Source organism: Streptomyces sp. NBC_01017 (assembly GCF_045162795.1).
GTDB classification, from domain to species: Bacteria; Actinomycetota; Actinomycetes; order Streptomycetales; family Streptomycetaceae; genus Streptomyces; species Streptomyces machairae.
Map to the genome: position 1 here is coordinate 1104516 of NZ_CP108683.1, position 22364 is coordinate 1126879.

The 22364-nt window shown below is 69.1% G+C and carries 24 protein-coding genes and 1 pseudogene; 17 read left to right on the forward strand and 8 right to left on the reverse strand.

Annotated features, from left to right (window positions below; translation table 11 throughout):
* The first annotated feature begins 92 nt into the window (after positions 1 to 92).
* The 12 genes from OG331_RS05395 to OG331_RS05450 all read left to right on the forward strand — a co-directional run bounded on the left by OG331_RS05395 (position 93) and on the right by OG331_RS05450 (position 12291).
* Positions 93 to 1184 (forward strand): sigma-70 family RNA polymerase sigma factor, encoded by a 1092-nt coding sequence (locus OG331_RS05395; RefSeq protein WP_406192066.1) that lies wholly within the window; start codon positions 93 to 95, stop codon positions 1182 to 1184.
* A 141-nt stretch (positions 1185 to 1325) separates the two neighbouring features.
* A complete protein-coding gene (locus OG331_RS05400) occupies positions 1326 to 2273 on the forward strand; it encodes an ABC transporter ATP-binding protein (protein ID WP_406192069.1) in 948 nt (315 codons plus the stop codon).
* Complete coding sequence (locus tag OG331_RS05405; RefSeq protein WP_363040501.1) at positions 2270 to 3040, forward strand: ABC transporter permease; 771 nt, start codon at positions 2270 to 2272, stop codon at positions 3038 to 3040. Before OG331_RS05400 ends, OG331_RS05405 begins: the two co-directional genes overlap by 4 nt.
* A 3-nt stretch (positions 3041 to 3043) precedes the next feature.
* Positions 3044 to 3859 carry an ABC transporter permease gene (locus tag OG331_RS05410; RefSeq protein WP_362380237.1) on the forward strand — a complete coding sequence of 272 codons (816 nt, stop codon included), beginning with the start codon at positions 3044 to 3046 and terminating at the stop codon, positions 3857 to 3859.
* Positions 3860 to 3867: 8 nt separating this feature from the next.
* Positions 3868 to 5118 carry an MCE family protein gene (locus OG331_RS05415; RefSeq protein ID WP_406192073.1) on the forward strand — a complete coding sequence of 417 codons (1251 nt, stop codon included), beginning with the start codon at positions 3868 to 3870 and terminating at the stop codon, positions 5116 to 5118.
* Entirely contained in the window at positions 5115 to 6167 is a 1053-nt protein-coding gene (locus tag OG331_RS05420) for an MCE family protein (protein ID WP_406192076.1), read from the forward strand. The genes OG331_RS05415 and OG331_RS05420 overlap by 4 nt, the downstream gene beginning before the upstream one ends.
* The gene (locus tag OG331_RS05425; protein WP_406192079.1) at positions 6164 to 7333 is read left to right on the forward strand and encodes an MCE family protein; all 1170 of its coding nucleotides are present in this window, start codon (positions 6164 to 6166) and stop codon (positions 7331 to 7333) included. Before OG331_RS05420 ends, OG331_RS05425 begins: the two co-directional genes overlap by 4 nt.
* A gap of 29 nt (positions 7334 to 7362) precedes the next feature.
* Positions 7363 to 8445 (forward strand): MCE family protein, encoded by a 1083-nt coding sequence (locus tag OG331_RS05430; RefSeq protein ID WP_406192081.1) that lies wholly within the window; start codon positions 7363 to 7365, stop codon positions 8443 to 8445.
* Entirely contained in the window at positions 8442 to 9749 is a 1308-nt protein-coding gene (locus OG331_RS05435; protein WP_406192084.1) for an MCE family protein, read from the forward strand. Before OG331_RS05430 ends, OG331_RS05435 begins: the two co-directional genes overlap by 4 nt.
* Positions 9746 to 11023: an MCE family protein gene (locus OG331_RS05440; protein WP_406192088.1), complete on the forward strand. Its 1278-nt coding sequence runs from the start codon at positions 9746 to 9748 to the stop codon at positions 11021 to 11023. Before OG331_RS05435 ends, OG331_RS05440 begins: the two co-directional genes overlap by 4 nt.
* Before the next feature lie 32 nt (positions 11024 to 11055).
* Positions 11056 to 11520 (forward strand): hypothetical protein, encoded by a 465-nt coding sequence (locus tag OG331_RS05445; RefSeq protein ID WP_406192091.1) that lies wholly within the window; start codon positions 11056 to 11058, stop codon positions 11518 to 11520.
* A 24-nt stretch (positions 11521 to 11544) separates the two neighbouring features.
* On the forward strand, positions 11545 to 12291 hold the full coding sequence (locus OG331_RS05450) for a hypothetical protein (protein WP_406192094.1): 747 nt from the start codon (positions 11545 to 11547) through the stop codon (positions 12289 to 12291).
* A gap of 526 nt (positions 12292 to 12817) precedes the next feature.
* Here OG331_RS05450 and OG331_RS05455 read toward each other — a convergent pair.
* The 3 genes from OG331_RS05455 to OG331_RS05465 form a co-directional block, all read right to left on the reverse strand.
* Positions 12818 to 13255, reverse strand: a complete 438-nt coding sequence (locus tag OG331_RS05455) for a DUF2267 domain-containing protein (RefSeq protein ID WP_406192097.1) — start codon at positions 13253 to 13255, stop codon at positions 12818 to 12820.
* Positions 13256 to 13313: 58 nt separating this feature from the next.
* A complete protein-coding gene (locus OG331_RS05460) occupies positions 13314 to 13709 on the reverse strand; it encodes a DUF2267 domain-containing protein (RefSeq protein WP_406192100.1) in 396 nt (131 codons plus the stop codon).
* 99 nt (positions 13710 to 13808) lie between these two features.
* Positions 13809 to 14240 (reverse strand): Hsp20/alpha crystallin family protein, encoded by a 432-nt coding sequence (locus OG331_RS05465; RefSeq protein ID WP_406192103.1) that lies wholly within the window; start codon positions 14238 to 14240, stop codon positions 13809 to 13811.
* A gap of 126 nt (positions 14241 to 14366) precedes the next feature.
* Between OG331_RS05465 and OG331_RS05470 the strand changes: the two genes are divergently transcribed.
* Entirely contained in the window at positions 14367 to 14999 is a 633-nt protein-coding gene (locus OG331_RS05470; RefSeq protein ID WP_406209733.1) for a type III effector protein, read from the forward strand.
* A gap of 148 nt (positions 15000 to 15147) precedes the next feature.
* On the opposite strand, the gene OG331_RS05475 is transcribed toward OG331_RS05470, so the two are convergent.
* The gene (locus OG331_RS05475) at positions 15148 to 15465 is read right to left on the reverse strand and encodes a hypothetical protein (protein ID WP_406192106.1); all 318 of its coding nucleotides are present in this window, start codon (positions 15463 to 15465) and stop codon (positions 15148 to 15150) included.
* Between the two features lie 230 nt (positions 15466 to 15695).
* Between OG331_RS05475 and OG331_RS05480 the strand changes: the two genes are divergently transcribed.
* The 3 genes from OG331_RS05480 to OG331_RS05490 all read left to right on the forward strand — a co-directional run bounded on the left by OG331_RS05480 (position 15696) and on the right by OG331_RS05490 (position 17568).
* Positions 15696 to 15866, forward strand: a complete 171-nt coding sequence (locus OG331_RS05480; RefSeq protein ID WP_406192110.1) for a hypothetical protein — start codon at positions 15696 to 15698, stop codon at positions 15864 to 15866.
* A gap of 222 nt (positions 15867 to 16088) precedes the next feature.
* Positions 16089 to 16661 (forward strand): YceI family protein, encoded by a 573-nt coding sequence (locus OG331_RS05485; RefSeq protein ID WP_406192113.1) that lies wholly within the window; start codon positions 16089 to 16091, stop codon positions 16659 to 16661.
* A 370-nt stretch (positions 16662 to 17031) separates the two neighbouring features.
* Positions 17032 to 17568: a phosphate-starvation-inducible PsiE family protein gene (locus OG331_RS05490; protein WP_406192116.1), complete on the forward strand. Its 537-nt coding sequence runs from the start codon at positions 17032 to 17034 to the stop codon at positions 17566 to 17568.
* 718 nt (positions 17569 to 18286) lie between these two features.
* Here OG331_RS05490 and OG331_RS05495 read toward each other — a convergent pair.
* The 4 genes and pseudogenes from OG331_RS05495 to OG331_RS05510 all read right to left on the reverse strand — a co-directional run.
* Positions 18287 to 18724, reverse strand: a pseudogene (locus OG331_RS05495) (alcohol dehydrogenase catalytic domain-containing protein); the annotation flags it as partial.
* A 233-nt stretch (positions 18725 to 18957) separates the two neighbouring features.
* Positions 18958 to 20307: a hypothetical protein gene (locus OG331_RS05500; RefSeq protein WP_406192119.1), complete on the reverse strand. Its 1350-nt coding sequence runs from the start codon at positions 20305 to 20307 to the stop codon at positions 18958 to 18960.
* A gap of 91 nt (positions 20308 to 20398) precedes the next feature.
* Entirely contained in the window at positions 20399 to 20701 is a 303-nt protein-coding gene (locus OG331_RS05505) for a hypothetical protein (RefSeq protein WP_406192122.1), read from the reverse strand.
* A gap of 93 nt (positions 20702 to 20794) precedes the next feature.
* A complete protein-coding gene (locus OG331_RS05510) occupies positions 20795 to 21526 on the reverse strand; it encodes a MerR family transcriptional regulator (protein ID WP_406192125.1) in 732 nt (243 codons plus the stop codon).
* A gap of 184 nt (positions 21527 to 21710) precedes the next feature.
* Between OG331_RS05510 and OG331_RS05515 the strand changes: the two genes are divergently transcribed.
* Positions 21711 to 22361 (forward strand): hypothetical protein, encoded by a 651-nt coding sequence (locus OG331_RS05515; protein ID WP_406192129.1) that lies wholly within the window; start codon positions 21711 to 21713, stop codon positions 22359 to 22361.
* The last annotated feature ends 3 nt before the right edge of the window (positions 22362 to 22364 follow it).

Below are 22364 nucleotides of genomic sequence, written 5' to 3' on the forward strand. Positions count from 1 at the left end.
CCCCCGCCCCCTCCACAGGCGCTGATACTCGGCGGTAATGTCGCGCACCGCCGAACGGCACGAGATCGGTGGGTGAGCGCGAAGGAGGCCTCATGGCAACGGACATGCCTGCGGACATGCCCGCAGGGACACCTGCGGCGGCAAACGCGGCCGACGACCGTTGGCAGCGCATGTGGAGCCACCGCGAGCATCTGCTCAAGGTGGCCCGGCGCCGGTCGATCAGTGCGGAGGACGCCGAGGACGCGGTGCACGAGGCGATGCTGCGCGCCGCCGAGCGCCCCGACCTGGACGACGAACGGCTGGCGGCCTGGCTGACGACGGTCACGATGCGGCTGTGTGTCGACCGCCACCGGCAGGTCAACCGGGAGGCCGAGGTACGCGCCAGTCCGACCCTCATCGCCCCCGGCCCCGCGCCCGTCGAAGAGGCGGTGTGCGACCGGGCCGAGGCGAAGTGGCTGGCGGTGCGCAGTGATGAGCTGCCCGCGCGGCAGGCCGAGGCGCTGCGGCTGAAGTCGGAGGACCTCGACGTCGGCCAGGTCGCCGTCCGGATGGGGCTGAGTTACCGGACCGTCGAGTCGCTGCTGGCCCGGGCGCGGAGGACGCTGCGGCAGTCGCTGGCCGCGACGCTCGGGTACGCGCTGTTCCTCATCGGGTGGGGACGGCCGCGCGGCGGCGGCAAGGTGCAGGCCGTAGCGGTGGCCTCGACGGCGGCGACGCTGGCGGTGGCAGGGTTCGTGCTGCCGTACGCGCTCGACGTGGACGGGGGCGAGGGCGCGGCTGGGGCCGGTTCGGCTCCGCGGCCCGCCGTTGCCTCTCCGGATGTGGAAGCGCTGCGGTCGGACGGCAGTGCCGGGGCCAGTACGCCCGGGGGGAGCCGGCCTACGGCCACGGCGGCCGAGCGGACGGCGGCCGGATCGCCACCGGGAGAATCGTTCCGTCCGCTGTCCGTGCCGTCGCTGCCGCAAGTGCCGGTGCCGGCGGTCTCCGTGTCCCCGCTGCCAGTGCTGTCCGCGCCGGAGGTCCCGCAGGTGCCTGAGGTCCCGGAACTGGCGGAGGTCACCGCACTGCCCGACGTCCCTGTCCTGTCCGAGGATGCTGAGCCCGAGATTGCTGACCTGCCGGTCGAGCCCTCCGTCGTGCCGTCCGCCTCGTATCCCCTCCCGACGGCGACCCCACTGCCGTAACTCCCCACCCAGCCGTAGGTCCCCCCCGAACCCGCGCCCCGGCCCCCCTCAAAAAAAGATCCGCCACCCAGCGACGGACGCCCCTCCCCTCCCCGTAGAGCAGATGTCAGAGCTGCTCCAGGGGCTGAAAGGGTGGACCGGATGGGTGTCGAGATCTGTGTGGAAGGGCTGACCAAGTCCTTCGGTCACCAGGTCATCTGGCAGGACGTCTCGCTGACGCTGCCCGCCGGGGAGGTCTCGGTCATGCTCGGCCCCTCGGGCACGGGCAAGTCGGTGTTCCTCAAGACGCTCGTCGGACTGCTGAAGCCGGAGCGCGGCTCGATCACGATCCAGGGCCGGGACATCACCAGGCTCCGCGAGCACGACCTGTACGAGGTACGGAAGCTCTTCGGCGTGCTGTTCCAGGACGGCGCGCTGTTCGGCTCGATGAACCTGTACGACAACATCGCCTTCCCCCTGCGCGAGCACACCCGTAAGTCCGAGAGCGAGATCCGGCGCATCGTGCTGGAGAAGATGGACATGGTCGGGCTGATCGGCGCCGAGGGAAAGCTGCCCGGCGAGATCTCCGGCGGGATGCGGAAGCGGGCGGGCCTCGCGCGGGCCCTGGTGCTCGACCCCGAGATCATCCTCTTCGACGAACCCGACTCCGGCCTCGACCCCGTGCGCGTCGCCTACCTCAACCAGCTCATCGTCGACCTCAACGCCCAGATCGACGCCACCTTCCTGATCGTCACGCACGACATCGCCTCGGCCCGCCAGGTCCCGGACAACATCGGGCTGCTGTTCCGCCGCGAGCTGGTGATGTTCGGGCCGCGCGAGGAGCTGCTGACCAGCAACGAGCCGGTCGTACGCCAGTTCCTGAACGGCAGGATGCAGGGCCCCATCGGCATGGCGGAGGAGAAGGACGCCGCGCAGGTCGAGCAGGAGCTGGCCGCCCTCGGCGACGACGGCAAGGGCACACAGTCTCCCGGCAGTCAGACCATGACTCCCCGCCTTCTGCCGGGGCCGGGTATCCCCCGGCCACCCCGCTGGGAGGCCATCGCCCGGCGCGAGGCCGCACTGCACAAGAAGACGGTGGTCGGCGCATGAGCCTTTCACCGATCGGAGCGCTGCGGCACTCGGGCAGCCTGTTCGCGATGGCGCTGGACGTCGTCCGGACGATTCCCCGACGGCCCTTCCAGGCGCGGGAGTTCATCCAGCAGGCGTGGTTCGTCGCGAGCGTGACGATCCTGCCGACGGCCCTGGTCTCCATCCCCTTCGGCGCAGTCATTGCGCTGCAGATCGGCAGCCTGACGCGGCAGCTCGGCGCCCAGTCCTTCTCGGGCGCCGCCTCCGTGCTCGCGGTGCTGCGCGAGGCCTCGCCGATCGTCACCGCGCTGCTCATCGCGGGCGCCGGCGGCACGGCGATCTGCGCGGACCTGGGTGCCCGGAAGATCCGGGACGAGATCGACGCGATGCAGGTGCTCGGCATCGACCCCATCCACCGCCTCGTCGTGCCCCGCGTGCTGGCGTCAATGGTCGTGGCCGTGCTGCTCAACGGCCTGGTGTCGGTGGTCGGCGTGGCGGGCGGCTACTTCTTCAACGTCGTCCTGCAGAACGGCACTCCGGGCGCTTACCTCGCCTCCTTCACCACCCTCGCCCAGCTCTCCGACCTGTGGGCGGCCGAGATCAAGGCGCTCGTCTTCGGAGCGATCGCCGCGATCGTCGCCTCGTACAAAGGGCTGACCGCGAAGGGCGGCCCGAAGGGGGTGGGCGACGCGGTGAACCAGTCGGTGGTGATCACCTTCATGTTGCTGTTCGTGACCAACTTCGTGATGACCGCGGTGTACTTCCAGGTCGTCCCGCAGAGGGGTTAGCCGATGAGACTTCTCGACCGCCCCCTGCGCTCCCTCGAAGCGCTGGGCACCCAACTCTCCTTCTACGGCCGTTCGTTGGCCTGGACCGGCCGCACCCTGCGCCGCTACAAGAAGGAGATCCTCCGGCTGCTCGCCGAGGTGAGCTTCGGCCGGGGCGCGCTCGCCGTGGTCGGTGGCACGGTCGGCGTCATCGCCTTCCTGTCCTTCTTCACCGGCACGGAGGTCGGCCTCCAGGGCTACGCCGCCCTCAACCAGCTCGGCACCTCCAACTTCGTGGCGTTCCTCTCGGCGTACTTCAACACCCGCGAGATCGCCCCGCTGGTGGCCGGGCTCGCGCTGTCCGCGACCGTCGGCGCCGGGTTCACGGCCCAGCTGGGCGCGATGCGGATCAGCGAGGAGACCGACGCGCTCGAAGTCATGGGCGTGCCCTCGCTGCCGTTCCTGGTGACGACGAGGATGATCGCCGGGTTCGTCGCGGTGATCCCGCTGTACGTGATCGGCCTGCTGTCCTCGTACCTCGCGGCCCGCACCATCACCACCGTCTACTACGGCCAGTCGGCCGGCACCTACGACCACTACTTCCACCAGTACCTGCCACCGGTGGACGTGCTGTGGTCCTTCGGCAAGGTGCTCGTCTTCGCCGTCCTGATCATCCTTGTCCACTGCTTCTACGGCTACTACGCGAGCGGCGGCCCGGCAGGCGTCGGCGTGGCGGTGGGTCGTGCGGTGCGGACCTCGATCGTGGCGATCAACGTCCTCGACTTCTTCCTGTCGCTCGCGATCTGGGGCGCCAACACGACCGTACGGATCGCGGGGTGAGCCGCCGGATGAGGGTGCTGAGACTGCGGTTGTACGGCGTCGTCTTCCTCGCCGTACTCGCACTGCTGCTGTCCCTGTCGGTCGCCGTCTACCGGCAGGTGTTCACGCCGGTCGTGCGGATCACGCTGGAGGCCGACAGTCTGGGCAACCAGCTGGATCCGCGGGCCGACGTCAAGCTGCGCGGGGTGCTGGTCGGCGAGGTGCGCGAAGTGCGGGCCGACGGGACGAAGGCCACGCTCGACATCGCGCTCAAGCCGGAGCACGTCGCGTACATCCCGTCAGACGTCCAGGCGAGACTGCTGCCCAAGACGCTGTTCGGCGAGAAGTACGTCGACCTGGTCGCGCCCCAGGGCGCTGCGCCCACTTCAGCTCGCCCCATCCGCGCCGGTGAAGTCATCACCCAGGACCGCACCCGAGTCGGCATTGAGGTGCAGCAGCTGATGAACGACCTGCTGCCCCTCCTCCGAACGGTCCAGCCGGGCAAGCTCAGCGCAACCCTCTCCGCGTTCGCCACCGCCCTCGACGGCCGCGGCGACCGCATCGGCGACAACCTCACCCGCCTGGAGGCCTACCTGCGTCGCCTCAACCCCCATCTGCCGTCCCTCACCGAGGACATCGCACGCTTCGCCGAGGTCGCCGAGATGTACGGCGACGCGGCGCCCGACCTGATGGAGATCCTGCGCAACACCGTCACCACCAGCCGCACGATCGTCGATCAGAGGGCCCGGCTCGCTGCCGCGCTCACCTCGACGGCGACCGCCGCGGACACGGCGGAGGACTTCCTCGAGGCGAACGGTGACCGGCTGATCACCCTCGGGCAGGTCTCACGGCCGACTCTGGAGCTGTTCGCCCGCTACTCCCCCGAGTACCCGTGCCTGCTAGCCGGCCTGGTCCGCCAGGAGAAGGCCTCGGAGGAGGCGTTCGGGGGCGGAAAGATGCACATCACGCTGGAGGTCGTAAGGCCGCAGGGGGCGTACGAACCGGGCGAGGAGCCGCGTTACGGCGAGCGGTCGGGGCCCAACTGCCGTGATCTGCCGGGTCCGCCGGTACCCGCGCCCGGAGCCCACCTCAACGACGGTTCGAAATCCGGGGCTTCGCCCTCCGACGGCCCACTCGGCGTCTCCGCCACCCGGGCCGAGCAGCGGGCCGTCGGCTCGCTCGTGGCCCCTGTCCTCGGCGTGCCCACCGACGAGGTGCCGCCGGTCGCAACGCTGTTGTTCGGGCCGCTGGCGCGCGGGACGGCGGTGAGTGTGGCATGAGGACCACGGGAGGAAGCCGGCGGACCGCTGCCCCGCTCATCAAGTTCAGCGTGTTCGCGGTGGTGACCGTGCTGGCGACGGCATTGCTCGCGGCCACCATCGTGAACATCTCCTTCACCCCGGAGCACACGTACCGCGCGGTGTTCAGCGACGTCACCGGACTGGAGGAGGGAGACGACATCCGCGTCGCCGGAGTGCGGGTCGGCGAGGTCGAGGGCATCCGGATCAAGGGCCGGACGCTGGCCGAGGTCACCTTCACGGTCGGCCAGGACCGGCCGCTGCTGACCGGCACGGGCGCGGTCATCCGGTACCGCAACCTGGTCGGGCAGCGGTATGTCGCGCTGACCGAGGGCGCGGGCGACGGGACCCGGCTGCGGCCCGGCGCAACGATCCCGCTCTCGCGCACGCAGCCCGCCCTGGACCTCAACGCCCTGCTCAACGGCTTCAAGCCGCTGTTCGCCGCCCTGAGCCCGAAGGACGTCAACCAGCTCGCCACCGAGATCATTCGCACGCTCCAGGGCGAGGGCGGCACGGTGAACGGCCTGCTCACGCACACGGCCTCGCTCACGTCGTCGCTGGCCGGCCGCGACAAGCTGATCGGCTCGGTGATCGACAACCTCAACACCGTGCTGAAGACGCTGGACAGGCGGGGCAGCCGCTTCTCCGGGCTGCTGAAGCAACTGCGGCGGGTCATCTCGGGCCTGTCCGCTGACCGCAAGCCCATCGGGCAGTCGCTGGTGAGTATCGGTGATCTGACCGAGGCCACCTCGGGGCTGCTGGAAGACGCACGTCCGTCACTGAAGGACGACATCGCCGAGCTGACCGAGCTCACCGGAACGCTGAACGACAACGAGAAGACCGTGGAGGGCGTCCTGAAGCGGCTGCCGAGCAAGCTCAACGAGCTGACCGGGACGGCGTCCTACGGCTCGTGGTTCAACTTCTACCTGTGCGACTTCGACGGGCGGATCGTGCTGCCGAAGACGGAGTCGACGTCACAGCAGGTGCTCACGCCCGATCTGCATGTGGCGAGGGCGAGGTGCGGGGCATGAGCCGTAAACAGGGTCCCGAGCCGCTGTTCAAGGTGCGGGTGGAGCCGCCGCGGCTGCCGAGGATACGTCTGTCGAAGGTACGGCTCGTGCCGCGCCGGAAGCCCCGCACGCGCGGCCCGCAGCCGCTGATCAAAGTGCGCGTCGAGCCGCCCAAGCTGCCGAAGATACGGATCCGTCGCCCGCGCCTCACCCCGTTCCGCGACCGCAACCCGGTCGCCATCGGCGCCGTCGGCCTCACCACCCTCGCACTGCTGGCCATGGCCGCGTTCAACGCCGACCGCCTGCCGGTGATCGGCGACGGCGAGACGTACAGCGCGGCCTTCGCGGAAGCGGGCGGGCTCAAGCCCGGTGACGAGGTGCGGGTCGCCGGGGTCAAGGTCGGCAAGGTCGAGGAGGTCGACCTGGACGGCGATCACGTCAAGGTCACCTTCAAGATCAAGGGCGAGCCGGACTTCGGCACCGACACCGGCGCATCGATCCGGGTCAAGACGATCCTCGGCGCGAAGTACCTCGCGCTGCACCCCAAGGGCGGATGCCAGTTGGCGCCCGGCAGCGAGATCCCGCTCAAGCGCACTGTCCCCGCGTACGACGTCGTACAGGCCTTCAGCGACCTCACCACCACGACCGAGAAAGTCGACACCGACCGCGTGGCGAAGGCCCTGGACACCATCTCCACCACCTTCGAGGACTCGCCGGAAGAGGTACGGGCGTCCCTCAAGGGCCTGTCGCAGATCTCCCGGACGGTGGCCTCACGCGACAAGGCGTTGCGCGAGCTGCTCGACCACGCGAACGGTGTCACGGGCGTCCTGGCCGACCGCTCCGGGGACTTCACCACTCTGGTCAAGGACGGCGACAAGCTGTTCAAGGAGATCAGCAAGCGGCGCGACGCGATCCACAAACTGCTGAAGAGCTCCGCCGCACTCGGTATCCAGCTCTCCGGCCTGGTCCAGGACAACGACAAGGAGATCGGGCCGGCGCTCAAGGGCCTGAACCGCGTGGTGCAGATGCTCAAACGGAACCAATCCAGCCTGGACCGGAGCATCAAGCTCCTGGCGCCCTACGTACGGCTCTTCACCAACACTCTTGGCAACGGCCGCTGGTTCGACTCCTACGTCCAGAACCTGGTCGCCGCTCCGGTGGTGCCGCGGACGGGAGGGGCGCAGTGAGCAGCCGTTGGAAGAGGCCCGCGGCCTCGATGTCAGCCCTGGTCCTGGTCGCCGCGCTCACCTACGTGCTGTGGCCCCGCCCAGAACCAGTCCACGTCACGGCGTACTTCCCGCGCACGGTCGGCATCTACCCCGGCTCGGACGTACGCGTGCTCGGCGTCACGATCGGCGAGGTCAAGAAGATCACGCCGGAGGGCGGCCGGGTAAGGGTGGAGCTGGAGTACGAGGCCGACCGCAGGGTCCCTGCGCACGCGCAGGCGGCAATCATCAACTCCTCGGTGGTCAGCGACCGTTACGTGCAGCTCCTGCCGGTGTACCGCGGTGGTCCGGTGCTGCGGGACGGGGACGACATTCCTGAGTCGCGTACCGCCGTACCCGTAGAACTGGACCGCATCTTCGACAGCCTGCACACCACTGCCGAGGCGCTCGGCCCCGAGGGCGCCAACAAGGACGGCTCCCTGTCGCGGCTGCTGGGGGTGAGCGCCGACAACCTCGACGGCCAGGGCGAGAACCTGCACCGGACGGTCGAGGACCTGTCGAAAGCAGTCGCCACCCTGTCCGACGGCCGCACGGACCTGTTCGGCACGATCCGAAACCTCCAGGTCTTCACTGCGGCGCTGGCGGCCGACGACAAGAGCGTGAGGTCGTTCAACAGCAGCCTCGCGAAGATCGCAGGTCAATTGGCAGGCGAGCGCAAGGACTTGGCGGCGGCGCTCAAGAACCTGGGGACGGCGCTGGGAGACGTGTCCGACTTCGTGAAGAGGAACAAGAAGTCGCTGACCTCTGACGTGGCGGGCCTCAGCAAGGTGACCAAGGTGCTGGTCACCCAACGGGCCGCGCTGGAGGAGCTGTTGGAGGTGGCCCCGACCGGCATGTCGAACCTGAACAACGCCTACAACCCGTCGGCCGGCACCCTCGACACCCGCAACAACGCCGATCAGCCGCAGGACCCGGCCTCACTGCTGTGCTCGATCCTGAGGACGACCGAGGACAAGACGGACTGCCGGGACCTGAGGGACCTTTTCGCCTCCCTGCCCGAGGTGCCGCGGGGACCGGCGGTCACCGGCACGGTCGACCGCACCCTCGGCGGAATCCTGGGGGCGAGCGCATGAGGGCACTGCGCAAGGGCGAGGCGGTCGCGTGGGCGGCCGTCGGGACGCTGCTGATGTCCGGCTGCGAGTTCACCGGCTGGTACGACGTCCAGCTGCCCGGCGGAGCAGCTGCCGACGGCCACGCCTACCACGTCACCGTCGAGTTCCGTGACGTCCTCGACCTCGTGCCGCAGTCGGCGGTGAAGGTCAACAACGTCACCGTGGGCGCGGTCGAGAAGGTGGAGCTGGACGGCTGGCACGCGCGCGTACGCCTCCGGGTCGCCGACTCGGTGAAGCTGCCCGGCAACGCGATCGCGGAACTACGGCAGACCAGCATGCTCGGCGAGAAGTACGTAGCGCTGTCCAAGCCGCCGGGCACCGCATCGGTCGGACGCCTCGGCGACGGCGACGTGATCCCCCTCTCCCGCAGCGGCCGCAACCCGGAGATCGAGGAAGTGCTGTCCGCCCTGTCCGCGCTGCTCAACGGCGGCGGAGTGGCCCAGCTCAAGACGATCACCGTGGAACTGAACAAGGCGTTGGAGGGGCGGGAGAACCGGGTCAAGGCGCTGCTGAACGAACTGGACACGTTCCTGGGCGGCCTGGACGAACAGAAGGGCGACATCATCCGGGCCCTGAAGGCCGTGGACCGACTCGCCAAGCGACTCGGCAAGGAGAAGAAGACCATCGCCGACGCCGTCGACGCGATGCCGCCGGCCCTGAAGGTCCTGGCCGACCAGCGGCGCGACCTGACACGCATGCTCACCGCGTTGTCGAAGCTCGGCATGACGGGCACGAAGGTGGTCAACGCCTCGCACGACGACACCGTCGCGAACCTGAAGCTGCTGCGCCCGATCCTGCAACAGCTCAACAAGGCCGGCGCCGACCTGCCCAACTCCCTCGAACTGCTGACGACTTACCCGTTTCCACGCAACGCGGTGGACGCCATCAAGGGCGACTACGTCAACCTGCACATCACCGCGGACCTCGATCTGGCAGGGATCTACAGCAACGGGACGGAGGAACCGGGCGGCAGTCGGGGTGGCGACGGAGAAACCCGAGGACCCGAGCTCCCCGAGACCCCGGACCTCCCGGACGTACCGGATCTTCCGAGCCTGCCGGCCGTCCCGACACCCACCGCGCTCCCGAGCACACCGAGCGTGCCATCGTCCCCCTCGGCTTCCTCCGGCGGCGCCGGCGACCCGCTGTGCCCGCCGGTGTGCACCAGCAGCTACAGCAATGACGGCAGTTACGGCACCGGGGGCGGCTGGCCGGAGGGGATCAACCTCGAACTGGCCGAGCTGATGCTGAAGGGAGTCCAGCCGTGATCACACGTACGGTCAAGGCCCAGCTGCTCGCTTTCGCCACCATCACGGCCGTAGGAGTGTCGTACGTCGGCGCCGAGTACACGGGATTGGTGGACGAAGTCCTGGACCGCGGCTACACCGTGCGGGCGGACCTCGCTGACTCCGGGGGCATCTTCCCCGGCGCCGAGGTGACGTATCGCGGGGTACCGGTGGGGAGGGTGGGCGCCCTGCACCTGACGGGCGCCGACGGCGTCTCGGTCGCCCTGGACATCGAGGACGGGGCACCGCGAATCCCGGCGGATACCCTCGCCGTGGTGGCGAACCGCTCGGCGGTGGGCGAGCAGTACGTAGACCTGCAACCCCGCACCTCCCAGGGCCCGTATCTGCTGGACGGCAGCACCATCTCGCGCGCGAGCACACGCGTGCCGCTGCCGACGACCGACCTGATCCTCAGCCTGGACCGGCTGGTCAACTCGGTCGGCAAGGAGGATCTGCGGGTCACCGTCGACGAGTTGGGCAAGGCGTTCGCGGGAACGGGCCCGAACCTGAGCCGCCTGGTGGACTCGGGCAACGGCCTGATCGAGTCGGCGTCGGACGCCCTACCGCAGACGATCGCACTGATCGAGGACTCACGGAAGGTGCTGAAGACACAGGCCGACCAGGGCTCGTCGATCAAGTCCTTCGCAAGCGATCTAGCTGCCCTCACGGCCCAGTTGAAGGCGAGCGACGGCGACCTGCGCAGGCTGATAGGCAACGCAAGGCCGGCGGGCCAGGAGGTGAACTCGCTGCTGAAGTCGGCCGGGCCGGCGCTGTCGGTCCTGCTGGCCAACCTGATCAGCGGCGGCCAGGTGACGCTGGCCCGCCTGCCCGGCGTGGAGCAGGCCCTGGTCACCTTCCCGGTGATGGTGGCGGGCAGCTACACGGTCGTCCCCGGCGACGGCACCACCCACTTCGGACTCGTGGTGAACGCCGACGACCCGCCGGCCTGCACCCAGGGCTACGGCACGGCACGGCGCGACCCCGCCGACACCAGCACACGCGCGGCGAACACCAACGCCCGCTGCACGCTCCCGCGAGGCAGCGAGTCGTCGGTACGGGGCGCGCAGAACGCCCCCGGCGGGCGGGCCACGTCCGGCAGCGCCAACTCGGCCGCGTATGTCACCCCATACGACCCGGGAACCGGCACCACCATCGGCCCGGACGGAAGGCAACTCGAGATCGGTTCGACGGGCGGCCAGCAGGCCGCGTTCGGAAAGGAGTCGTGGCAATGGCTGCTCGTTGGCCCAATGGCATGAAGAGCTTGAGGAATTTGAGGAGCTCGAGGGCAATGACGGCTGGGCTCGTCGCCGCGACGGTCCTCACCACGGCACTCACGATCTGGCTGACCCTCGGCCTCTACGCACAACGCGAAGTGGACCAGCGCCACCAGGCCATGCTGGCGGCGGCTCGCCAGTCGGCACTGAACTTCACTTCCCTCGACTACCGGCACTACGACCGCGACAGCGCGAACGTACTGGCAGGCGCCACCGGCGACTTCAAGAAACAGTTCGCGGCACAGACCGAGCAGCTGACGCAGCTCGTAGCCACGAACAAGTCCGTCTCCGAGGGCCAGGTCCTGGAGGCGGGCATCGTCCGCTCCGACGAGAGCTCGGCCCGCGTCCTGGTGGTGGCCGACAGCAAGGTGACCAACACGGCCGTGCCCCACGGCGAGGCGCGCACCTACCGGCTCCAGCTCGACCTGGTCCACCAGGACGGCCGCTGGCTGACTTCCGACGTCGAGTTCGTCGGCTGACAAGCACCAACGAGGAGTATGACCATGCCGAAGACAACCACCAGCCGCGCCCCTGGAACCAGCACCCGGCGCACGATGACGGCTGCAGCCCGGGCGGCAGCAAAGCGTGCGGAACGCGGTCACCGCGAACCGGCCCCGGAGGACCCCGTCGCCGGACGCACCGTATTCATCGAGGCTCCGAAGGACGGCTGGGACGATCCGCCCGAGCCGTCGCTCGAGTCGCTCGAGTCGTTCGAGGAGCACGAGCCGCCAGAGGACGAGGGCCGGCCCCGTCGACGCCGACTGCTCACCGTGGTGCTCGGCGCCCTCTTGATGGCCGGCCTGATGACGGTGGCCGTACTGGGCTGGCAGTACCGGGACGGACACCAGGCGGAAAGCGCCCGGGCCGTGGCGGTCGCGGCCGCTCGCAAGGCGGCGCCGGTCGTCCTGTCGTACGACTACCGCCACCTGGACCGTGACTTCACGAGGGCCCGTGCCCACCTGACCGGGGACTTCCGCGACGAGTACGAGAAAACCACGAAGACCGTGGTCGGCCCGACGGCCAAGAAGTACCAGGGCGTTGTGAAGGCGACGGTCGCCGCCCGCGCCACCGGCGCCCCGGCCGCCTCCTTCGTCTCGGCCACCCCGGACAAGGTCGTGGTCCTGCTTTTCGTCAACCAGGTCACCAAGAGCACACAGGTCTCGGGGTCCCGGGTCGACCTGAACAGAGTACGAATGACGATGTCCCGCACGGACGAGGGGTGGAAGGTGAGCGCGGTCGACGCGCTCTGACGGAGACCGATCGCCAGGAGCTGGATTCCACCGTTCAGGGCCGTGTTGGAGTCGGTCAAGCGGATCTTCGACCGGCTCACCTTCGGCAGGAACATCATCGAGACCGCCACCGGGTCCTACCGCCTGGCCGGCACCAGGGTGGCCAGGCCCTTCCCGATAGGTGCCGCTCATCGGCGGCCAGTGGATCGCACCCGCCAACCCCGAGCTGCTGGACATCCGTTCGCCGCACGACCGGCACCTGATCAGTCGCGCCGCAAAGGGCGTCCCGGCCGATATCGGTGTCCGCCGCCCGCGATGCCGTCGACCACGGGCCCTGGCCCAGGATGACGCCGGAAGCACGACAGGAGGTCGTCGCGCGCTTCAACACGCTGCGTGTGGAACGCGCCGAGGAGGCAGCCGCCCTCATCAGTCCGGAGAACGGCACCCCCCTGGCCGGGGCCCCGGCCAGGAAGGCAACGCGTCGGGGGCGTAGGGCGGACAGCGACGCAGTGGTCGTCGCGCCCGCCCCGAGTACGCACGTCTCCGTCTACGCGGCCGGGGTGAGTTCGGCGCGGCCGAACAGCAGGGCGTAGCCGGTGGGGAGCTGGTGGAGGATGCGGGTGATCAGGTTGGGGCCGGCGTAGGCGGAGACGGCGGAGAAGACGGAGCCGGTGTCCCAGCGGGTGGTGGCCAGGGAGGCGCCGGTGCGGGCGGCGAGGTCCTTGACGAAGGCCCAGCCGGTCAGGGGCTGGGGGTCGGGGATCTGCGCGGTCAGTACGCGTGCGGCTTCCCGGGGCAGGCAGCGCGCCAGGTCGACGCGTTCGTCGCCGGTCAGCTGGCGCCCCAGTCCGGCAAGAACCAGGCGGACGGCTTCGTCGGCTCTCTCGCGGGTGGGGTATGCGCCCTCGTAGCGGACCTTCTCCAGCATCTGCTCGTATGCCGTCCCGTAGGGCTGCTGGGGCGGTGCGTGCCGGTCGGAGATCACTGGGGTGGTTGCCTTTCTTGCTGTGGCCGGTGGTCGGGCACCGGGGTATACGGGATGGTCAGGTGGGCTGGGGGCGGCCGAAGAGCAGGTCGTAGCCGACGGGGAGCTGGAGCAGGATCTGGCCCAGCAGGTCCTCGCCAGCGGCGTCGGCGACGGTGGACAGCACGGCGCTGACGTCCCAGGCCGCGGTCTGCTCGGTGGCTCCCTCGATCCACGCGGCGGTTGCGCGGACGAACCGCTCCGGGGGCAGCGGCTCGGCGCTCTGCAGCGGGTTGAGCAGGATCAGGGCGAACTCCTCCGGCAGGCGCGCCGCGAGCTGGGCGCGGACGTCGCCGACCAGGTGCGCACCGAGGAGGGCAAGTACCACACGGGCCGAGCGCTCGGCTTCCTCCGCAGAGTCGTACTCGCCGCGTTCCTTCACGCGGTCGAGGAACGCTTCGCATCGCAGAGTCATCTCGGCTGCCACCCCTTCTTCTTCGGACTGCCCGCGGGGGTGCGGAGGGCGGGGTGAGAGGAGATCAGGTACCCGCCTTCCGCACCCGTCCGGCCGGTGTCAGCCGGAGATCTCCTTGCGGCCGGATCCGACACCGATGGAGATCTTGCGGGGCTTGGCGCGCTCGGCGATCGGGATGCGCAGTGTGAGCACGCCCGCGTCGTAGTCGGCCTGGATGTGCTCGGTGTCGAGGGTGTCGGCGAGCACGATCTGGCGAGAGAAGACACCCAGCGGCCGCTCGGACAGCTCCATCTGCACGTCGTCGGCCTTCGCCACCGGCCGCCGCTCGGCCTTGACGGTCAGCATGTTCCGCTCGACGTCGACGTCGATCGCGTCCGCGCTGACACCGGGAAGGTCGAAGGCCACCACGTACTCGTCGCCCTCGCGGTAGGCGTCCATCGGCATCGCCGACGGCTTCGACCAGGTACCCGGGCCCATCAGCTGCTGCGCCAGCCGGTCCAGCTCACGGAAGGGGTCAGTGCGCATCAACATCGTGAAAACACCTCCAGCAGGTTCAGGCAGTTACTGCCAATGCGCCTCACTGACACCGTTGTAACATGTCATCCAATGGATGACAAACACGATGTCGTCTACATGATGACAACAAGGGAGGTGTCCGTGACCACAGCCGACCAGCCGTCCCCGACCAGCACGAATGCCCGCAGCCCGGCGTCGTTCCTCGCCGCCGCGGCGGCCCTGCATGCCATAGACGACACCCTGCGCGACGCCCAGCGACAGTCCCCGGACACCCCGGATGCTCCCGGCCCCGTGCCGGAGCAGGCACTGGCCTCCCTGATGCTGCTGCGACAGGTACGCGAGCAGCTCGCTGGATGGGAGACCGGCCTGATCGAAACCGCCCGCGACGCGGGAGCCAGCTGGGCCGATCTCGCCCGCCCCCTCGGCGTCGCCAGCCGCCAGGCAGCCGAACGCCGCTACCTGCGCGGCCGCCCCGGCCCCGCCGGAACCACTGGCGAACAACGCGTCCAGGCCACCCGCGAAAGCCGCGCCGCTGTACGCAGCAACGCCAACTGGGCCCGCCGCAACGCAGCCGACCTGCGCCGCATCGCCGGCCAGATCACCGCGCTCACCGACCTGCCCACCACGGCCCGCCTCCCGCTCAGCCAGCTCCACGCGGCCCTTGCCCACGACGATCCCGCCGAGCTCATCCGCCCCCTCAACGCCACCCGCCCCCACCTGGCCACCACCCACCCCGACCTCGCTGCGCAACTCGACACCCTCACACCCCCCTGAACCCACCCGTTCCGGTCCTGTGTTCCGTTCCTGCTCGGGCCCCGGCCGTGGTGGCATGCCCAGGTCCACACCCGCTGTCGCGGCAGCCCGGTGGGCCTGGGCGCGCTTGCTGGCCAGGAACCTCAGGGTGAGGTCGAGGCCTTCGACCTCACCGCGCCAGCCTTCGTCGATCGCGCGTTGACGAACGGGCCAGGAGGTCGGCCTCCAACTCGTCGAGCCGGGGCAGCATCTTGGGCCTGATCGACAGCATCGGGCATCGGATGCAGGCGTGCTCATGCGCGCAGGGCGTGCCGCAGGGGCGTCCGCAGGAGCCGAGTTGGACCTTGCGCTTGTCGACGTGCTCCTGGAAGTCGCTCCGCTCCTCGTCAGTGGGCCGGCGGTACTCCGTCGGGGGCAGACGGACGCTCAGGTGGATTGGCTCGACGAGTTCCTCGCGACGCAGCCCAGCCAGACGCAGGATCTCCACCACGGCCCATTGCCGGAATGCGCTGATCTCCTCGTAGGCCAGGCCCGTCGCCCCACCGGTCCTCCATGGTGCAGACGGCCGCCCGAACGCCGGCTGTCCCGCATGTGCGCGACGGGCACATGTCCCCGGGCGTACAGCCCGTCAGCATCGACGCGGACGGTGTCAGGCTGTCCGGGTCTGATGAGTGGGCCCGCGGACGGTTCTGCTCGCGCGGTGATCGTTGCGCTGCCGTGAACGGCAAGACCGTGCGCGGCGCCCGTCGCGCCGACGGCACCCAGGTCCACCGGCTCGCCGCGATGACCGGCACTGGATTGGTCACCGCCCAGCGCGAGGTGGGCAGCAAGACCAACGAAATCACCGTCTTTCCGGCCAATCTCCTTCGGCCATCCCTGCCGCTGTAGCCGTGGATGCGGCGGGAAGGCAGCCTGCGCCCGACCGAGCAGGGAACCGTGCTACCCAAAGACGTATGGATGCCTGGGGATCGGCTTCTCCCTCATCGCCGAGGGCGTGAACGAACACCGGTGACGCACCACGAGCACCTCGGCCCCACCACTGCCGTACGTGCTCCATGACCCGCCATCGGACCTACCCTGGTTGAAGGGGTAATTCCGTCAGGGGTGCACATGACCAGGACCAAATGGTATTTCGAGCCCGGTCATACCGCGGCAGAGTTCCGCGCCAGGCACATGATGGTCACCTACGTGCGCGGGCAGCTCAAGAACGTGCACGGCTTGCTGGAGGTCGATCCCGACGAGCCGGAGAAAGCCCACGTCGAGGCGACAGTCGACGCGACCCAGGTGTACACCGGTCAGCCCCAGCGCGACGCCCACCTCCGCAGTGCCGACTTCTTCGACGTCGAGCACCACCCGTCGTGGACGTTTGTCGGTTCGCGCATTCATCAGGTGAGCGGAACCGAGTTCGAGGTCACGGGAGATCTCACGGTACGTGGCGTGACACGCCGCGTAACCTTCGACGTCACTTACTTGGGACAGTGGGATACCCCTTGGTGGGAGGAGGGGCGGGACATCGGGCCCAGGCGACGCGCCGGTTTCGCCGCCACGACGCGTATTAATCGACATGACTTTGGAGTGAGTTGGAACGACGTGGTCGACCGCCGCGGAGTGGTCGTCAGCCCCATGGTAGATGTCGTGGTCGACGTCGAAGCCGTCCTCGATGCCGGTGAAATGGCCGCCTGAGCACGACCATCTGGAGCTGCGAGCCGACCGAGCAGCGAACGGCAACGGTGGGTGTGGCTTGTACAGCTCGCGATGGAATGACCGTCTGGATCGAGCGCGCAGTCCGGTCAGTGTGGCATCGCCAAGGACAGTAACCCGCTCCCCGAACGGCGAAGCCCGGGCAGGCCGTGATGAGCGTTGCGTGATCCCAGCAAAGCCCGACGCACAAGGCTGGCGGGTCGAGGGCAAGCGGCCACTCTGCCGCTGAGCCTGTTGCAACTTGGCTCAGCAGGCCGCTCCTCGCCGCTTCCCAGACTGCCACCCACTGGAGGGATCCGCTTGTCCACCCGTTCGGCAGCACGCCGCGCCTGCGGGCCGGGGCACCCCTAGCATGCTGACTGTGCGACCCATTCTCCCGAAGATCGAGGGCGGCCGGGTACAGGGCCTCCTACAGCTCATCGAGGACGGCATCCACCTCGTCGTCGCGGCGCTCCTCGTACTGCTCGCGGGGCTCCTGACCGTCGGGGTCGTCCATGACGTCATCAGATCGATCCAGGGGCCGTACCGCGAGGAGACGGTCGTTCTCTCCGCCCTGGACAGCAGCCTGGTGCTGTTCATCGTGGCCGAGCTGCTCCACACCGTCCGCCTCACCATCAGGAACCAGACCCTCGACGCCGAGCCATTCCTCGTTGTCGGCCTGATTGCCGGCATCCGCAAGGTGCTCATCGTGACGGCCGAGGCGGAGAAGTCCTTCCGGTGGAACTCCCAGGGGATCGAACTGCTCATCCTGGCGGGGCTGATCCTCGTGATGGCGGCAGCGGTGTACGTGTGGCGGCGCTCGACGCGGCCGGGAGACTACTTCCCGCTCCAGGAGGCGCGGCGCGCCCCGTCGCCGGAGCCGTCACCCACCCCGGTGCGCGGGCGATGATCCGTCACCTTCCGCAGCCATGGCCGCCCGCACCCTTCCAGGGGTGTGCGGCTTACCGCTGTTGCGAGGTTGTCCAAGGCCCGCTTCTGCAGTTCCGCGCCGCGCCGCAGCACCGGGCTTCGGTCCCCGGCGGCGCCCTCCCACGCGTGGAGCGCCTCCGCCTCCTCCACGCGTCCCCAGTCCGGATTCCTGTGCTCGCGCAACGCCGACTGCCGCCCGCGCGGTGTCTGCCTCCAAAGGCCTCGGTGAACCTCTCCGCCTCGGCGGCGAGACGACTGTCGGCCCGCGGGAAGTGGCTCTCCATGAGCATCGCCGCCCGGTCGAACCCCTTGAGCGCCTCCTCCGCCTCGCGTGACGTCAGAGCTGGGGCGGACCGGTTCCTGCCATGCCTGGTCGTAGGCCTCATGACAGGCGGCACATGCCTCCCTGCCCGCCAGCAGGGCCCTGCGCATGTCGGCGACGCTCACGGGTCGGTTCGGCGTAGCCTCGGAGCACTTACGAGCCGTTCGGCGGCCTGCCGGACGGGCCCCTCCAGCGCCTCGCCCTCCTCGTCGACGCACAGGACGTCCAGCGCTCCCGGGCGGCACCTCGGCGGGAGTGCCGCGGCGGATCGAACGGGCGGCCGCGTCCAGGACGTCGGCGGCCGCGTCGAGCAACTCCAGTGCGTGGTCCCGCCCGCTTCCCTCCGCCCGGGCGCCAAGGTCCGCGTCGGCGAGCCGGCGAGCATCACATAGTCGGTCTGCCGGTCGGCGGCGTCCTCCCCCAGACGCAGCGCGTTGAAGTTGCCGTAGGGCACGCGCAGCAGTTCCGCCTGGCCGCCCTGGTAGGGGCCCATGTCGGCGAATCCGTAGGCGGCTCCGGCGAGGGCCGGTTCCGGTTGCATGATGAGGCAGTAGTTGGTCAGACCCTGCTCGCACTGCTTGCAGAAGCCGCAAGCGATGTTGAAGGGCAGGACCACATACTCGCCGACCTGGACCTCGCGGACGGCCGAGCCGACCTCCACGACCTGGCCCATGTTCTCGTGTCCCAGGGTGCGGCCGGACTCGAACGAGGTGCGGCCCTCGTACATGTGCAGGTCCGAACCGCAGATGTTGGTGGTGATCTTGACGATGATGTCGCAGGGGTGCTCGACCTTCGCGTCCGGTACGTCCGTCACCGTCACCGTTCGTGGGCCTTCGTATAACGCCTGGGGGTTGGTGGGACGCGGTCCGTGGCTCCGGCATGCCTCTGCGGGTCGTTCACCCGGTTCAGGAGCACCGGCGCTCCGGCGGCGTGCCGTCCGGGTCCGCGTCGGCCCTCTACGCGAAACGGGCACGCGCCCATTGATCAGCGAAATCTTCCTATCCGGACGACCACCGACCACCGACGTATCTCCGACTCGGACCCCGGCTAGTCATCGTGATCGTCTTGGAGCCTGTGGCGACGTTCCTGTTCGCGCTTGGAGTAGGCGGCTGCCCGGATCGCCTCGTCGCTCTCCAGGCCTGATCCCAGCGCGCCGCCCACGGTGGCGACCGAAGCGACGAACCAGGACAACGTGAGGTACTCCTCGGCGTGCAGTGGGTTTCGTGTCACGGAAGCGAACAGTTGGTCGTTGAGGATGAACAGCGCCCACACCCAGTTGATGACCATCAAACCCACGTAGCAGACGAGCACCCCGATACCCACGGTCACGACCGTCGAGGCGTTGTAGAGCCGCGCCCTCTGCCTCGCCTCCGGCGAGCTCTCTGCTGATCGATGCCACAGCTCCGCGTCCACGATCAGCCAGCCGACCATGATCGCGACAGACCCGACCATGGCGATCACGAGGCGTGGCGTGCTCAGGGACGCGGCCAGGCTCCAGACGGTGGAGTTCACGGTGGCGACTGCTCCCGTGGCGAGTGCGGCCGCCAGGGCTTTCGACAGGCCCGGCACCAACCGCCACGGCCGGTTGGCGCGGACCATACCGACGAGCACCCGCAGGTAACCGCGCGGTCCGCTGACGACGTACCGAAGTTCGTCGGTCTCCTTCTCATCGATTGGGCCCGGATGAATAGGCGCGAGACGATTGACGAAGGGCCCCAGAAGCGTCTGACTTCGCGGAGGTCCTTCAGCTCCAGTGGTTTGCGGACCCGCTAAGCCAAGCACGGCTTCTTCGACGGCCCGCCGGGCTCTCGACTGCAGCCGCAGGCCCCCCAGTGAAGGAAGAGAGAGCAGCGCCAAGCCGTGTTCGTGATTCAGATCCACAGCGACCTTGCGCCCGTGTGAGTGCAGCGGAAGGTCAGTGAGGGCCACGACGATGTCCCAGTTCTCCGCACTCCCACGGTCCATGATCCGGCGCATCAAGGTGGGCGGGTCCTCGGTCCCCGAGGTGAAGGGCTCACTGACCACCTCGATGTCGAACCGTCGCCCCTGGCCCGACTTGTCGGCGAGCCGAGCAGCAAGTGTCCGGGCCATGCGCTGCGCGACCTCCGTCGGCGCGTCCGGATCCGCCAGGAGAGCCACGACCGTAACGCCCTGCGACACCCGCATGACTGGGCCCTCCTCGTCGGCTGCCCCGCGATCCCAAGTGCCCGCAGACGCCGCCGAGGTAACGTCGACGCCGCGTGACACGCCGGCCTCCGCCTGCAGGGGCAGGCGGTACGGCCGGATCTCCTCGTCTTCCCAGCACAGGGCCTGCTCCCAGCACCGGGCCGCGATCGCGTCCGCCAGCGACAAGACCCGCTCAGGCATCACCCCGGCACGCACCGCACTCAGCGCCACCGACCACCCCGCTTCGGTGTCCGCCCGGGAGCCGGAGTCCGGCAAAGCCCTGCCACGCGGGAAGAGCCAGAACGGCTGCGAGGGGACAGCGCTACGTCCTGCCGGCGTAGGGGCGGCTGGCAGGCGGGATGGTCCGCGTCAACCGAGCCCGGGCGCTGTGCGTGGGCCTCCACTCGAACTTGGCCCCAGGCCAGGGCTTCTTCGGTTCCGCTGCGCCGGGCGTTGGCGGCGGCTCGCAGGCTTCGAACGCCGGCTTCTGGTCGTAGTACCGGTCGAGCGCACCAGCGGAGGCGGCGCCGGCCTTCGCTTCTGCTCCCGGCTCGCAGGCGGCGAGCAACGTCAGGGGCACGACGGCGGCGACAGCCGCGGCCCGCAGTCGTCGGGGTGTACGCATGGATCTCCTGGTCTTCGATCTCGCATGGGGTCAGCCGGTCACGCTGACTGCCTCCATTGCGAACCATGCCCTCGGGGCACGGTCAAGCGACGCTCATTCCCCGGCGGCGTCGTCCTGCGAAAGCAGTTCGTGCACGCGTCGCAGGACGTCGAGCTGAGCCTCGTTGTAGAACTCGACCAGCGCCTGCACGACAACCGACTGGGTGATCGCCCCTTTCCGGCGGGAGGACGCTTCCAGGTCACCCAGGAACGGGTGGTCCCTCTGCTGCTTGCGGGCTTCCGGCGCCAGGCGCACAGCGAGCTGCCGCCGCACGTCATCGGGCGCGTCCGCGGGGAGGGACTCGAACTGTGCACCGACATCGCTGCGAGGCGCCGAGAGCTGCTCCTTGAGAGCGGACATCGCCGCGGGGGTGAGGAAGCTGGAGTACGCCAGCAGGAGAGAACGCTGCGCCTCCGGCAGATCGTCGGCGAGCGCCTTGAAATCCGCGGGCAAGTCGATCGAGGCCCGGTTGTCCAGGATCGCCGCCAATTCCCGTCGCATCCGCTGCTGGCGTTCGATACTCGCCGCGAGTTCCGCGTCCAGGCCGCGCAGGATCAGCTCCCCCGTCTCATCGGCGGCCTCGACCGAAGGGATGTCCGACAGAGGCACGCCGAGGTCGACCAGTCTGCGGATGCGCAGCAGGCGGACCAAGTGGTTTACGCCGTATCGCTTGTAGCCGTTGGCCGCGCGTTCCGGCTCGTCCAGCAGGCCGATCTTGTGATAGTGCCGGACGGTTTTGAGTGTCGTGCCGGCGAGTTCGGCCAGCTGACTGGTACTCCACGCCACCGGCAGGCCCTCTCCTCGAGTGATCCGTTCCTCGCAAGACGCATTTGACCATGCCCTTGGGGCACGGAATGTGATGGGTGGTGACCACGGCCGCGAGAGGCAAAGCGTGGCTCACCACCGGGGAGCGCCCGCCACAGGCTCTCATCCGCGGCCCTTGGGCCGAGCGAATAACGGGAGCGAAAGCATGATCAAAGAATGGCGGCGGCGTCGGGCCCTGCAGCGGGTCGAACCCGGGGACGGACGACCACTGATCCGTTTCCGCTGGTGGCAGTTGCCTTTCCGCGCGCTGTTCCATCTTCGGCTGACGAACGACGACGGCAGGCCCACCGTCTACGCCGTTGACGTCAGGCACTGGTCGAACCACGCGTCCGACAACCTCAAGGCCCACTTGTACCGCGACGGCCGACAGCACGCCATGTCCAAACTTCCCGCAGCCTTCCCCGTCCCGGGCGGCACCATCGAGGTGAGGATGAGCGCCTTCGGGCTCAAACGCTGCCACTACGTCACCGCCGAGGGGGCCGAGTACCAGCTCGTCCCGGACCCCCACTCCGCTGAGGGACGCCGCGCGCGCCTCGAACGCGGGCAGCCCGCGCTGAGCCGCACGCTCGGTCTCCTCTCGCTGGGCGTGCTCCTCGCCAGCCTGGCCCTCCTGATCCCACAGAGCGCCGAACAACTCACCAAGGCCGAGGGCATCGCCCACTACACCGGGACCTTCATCTCGCCCATCGACCTGCCGTGGTGGGGCAACACCGCGCTCGGCCTCGCCACCGCGACAGCCAGCACCGAGCGAGCACTACGCCTGCGCTACAGCCGGCTGCTCGACGGCGGGAGTTGAGAC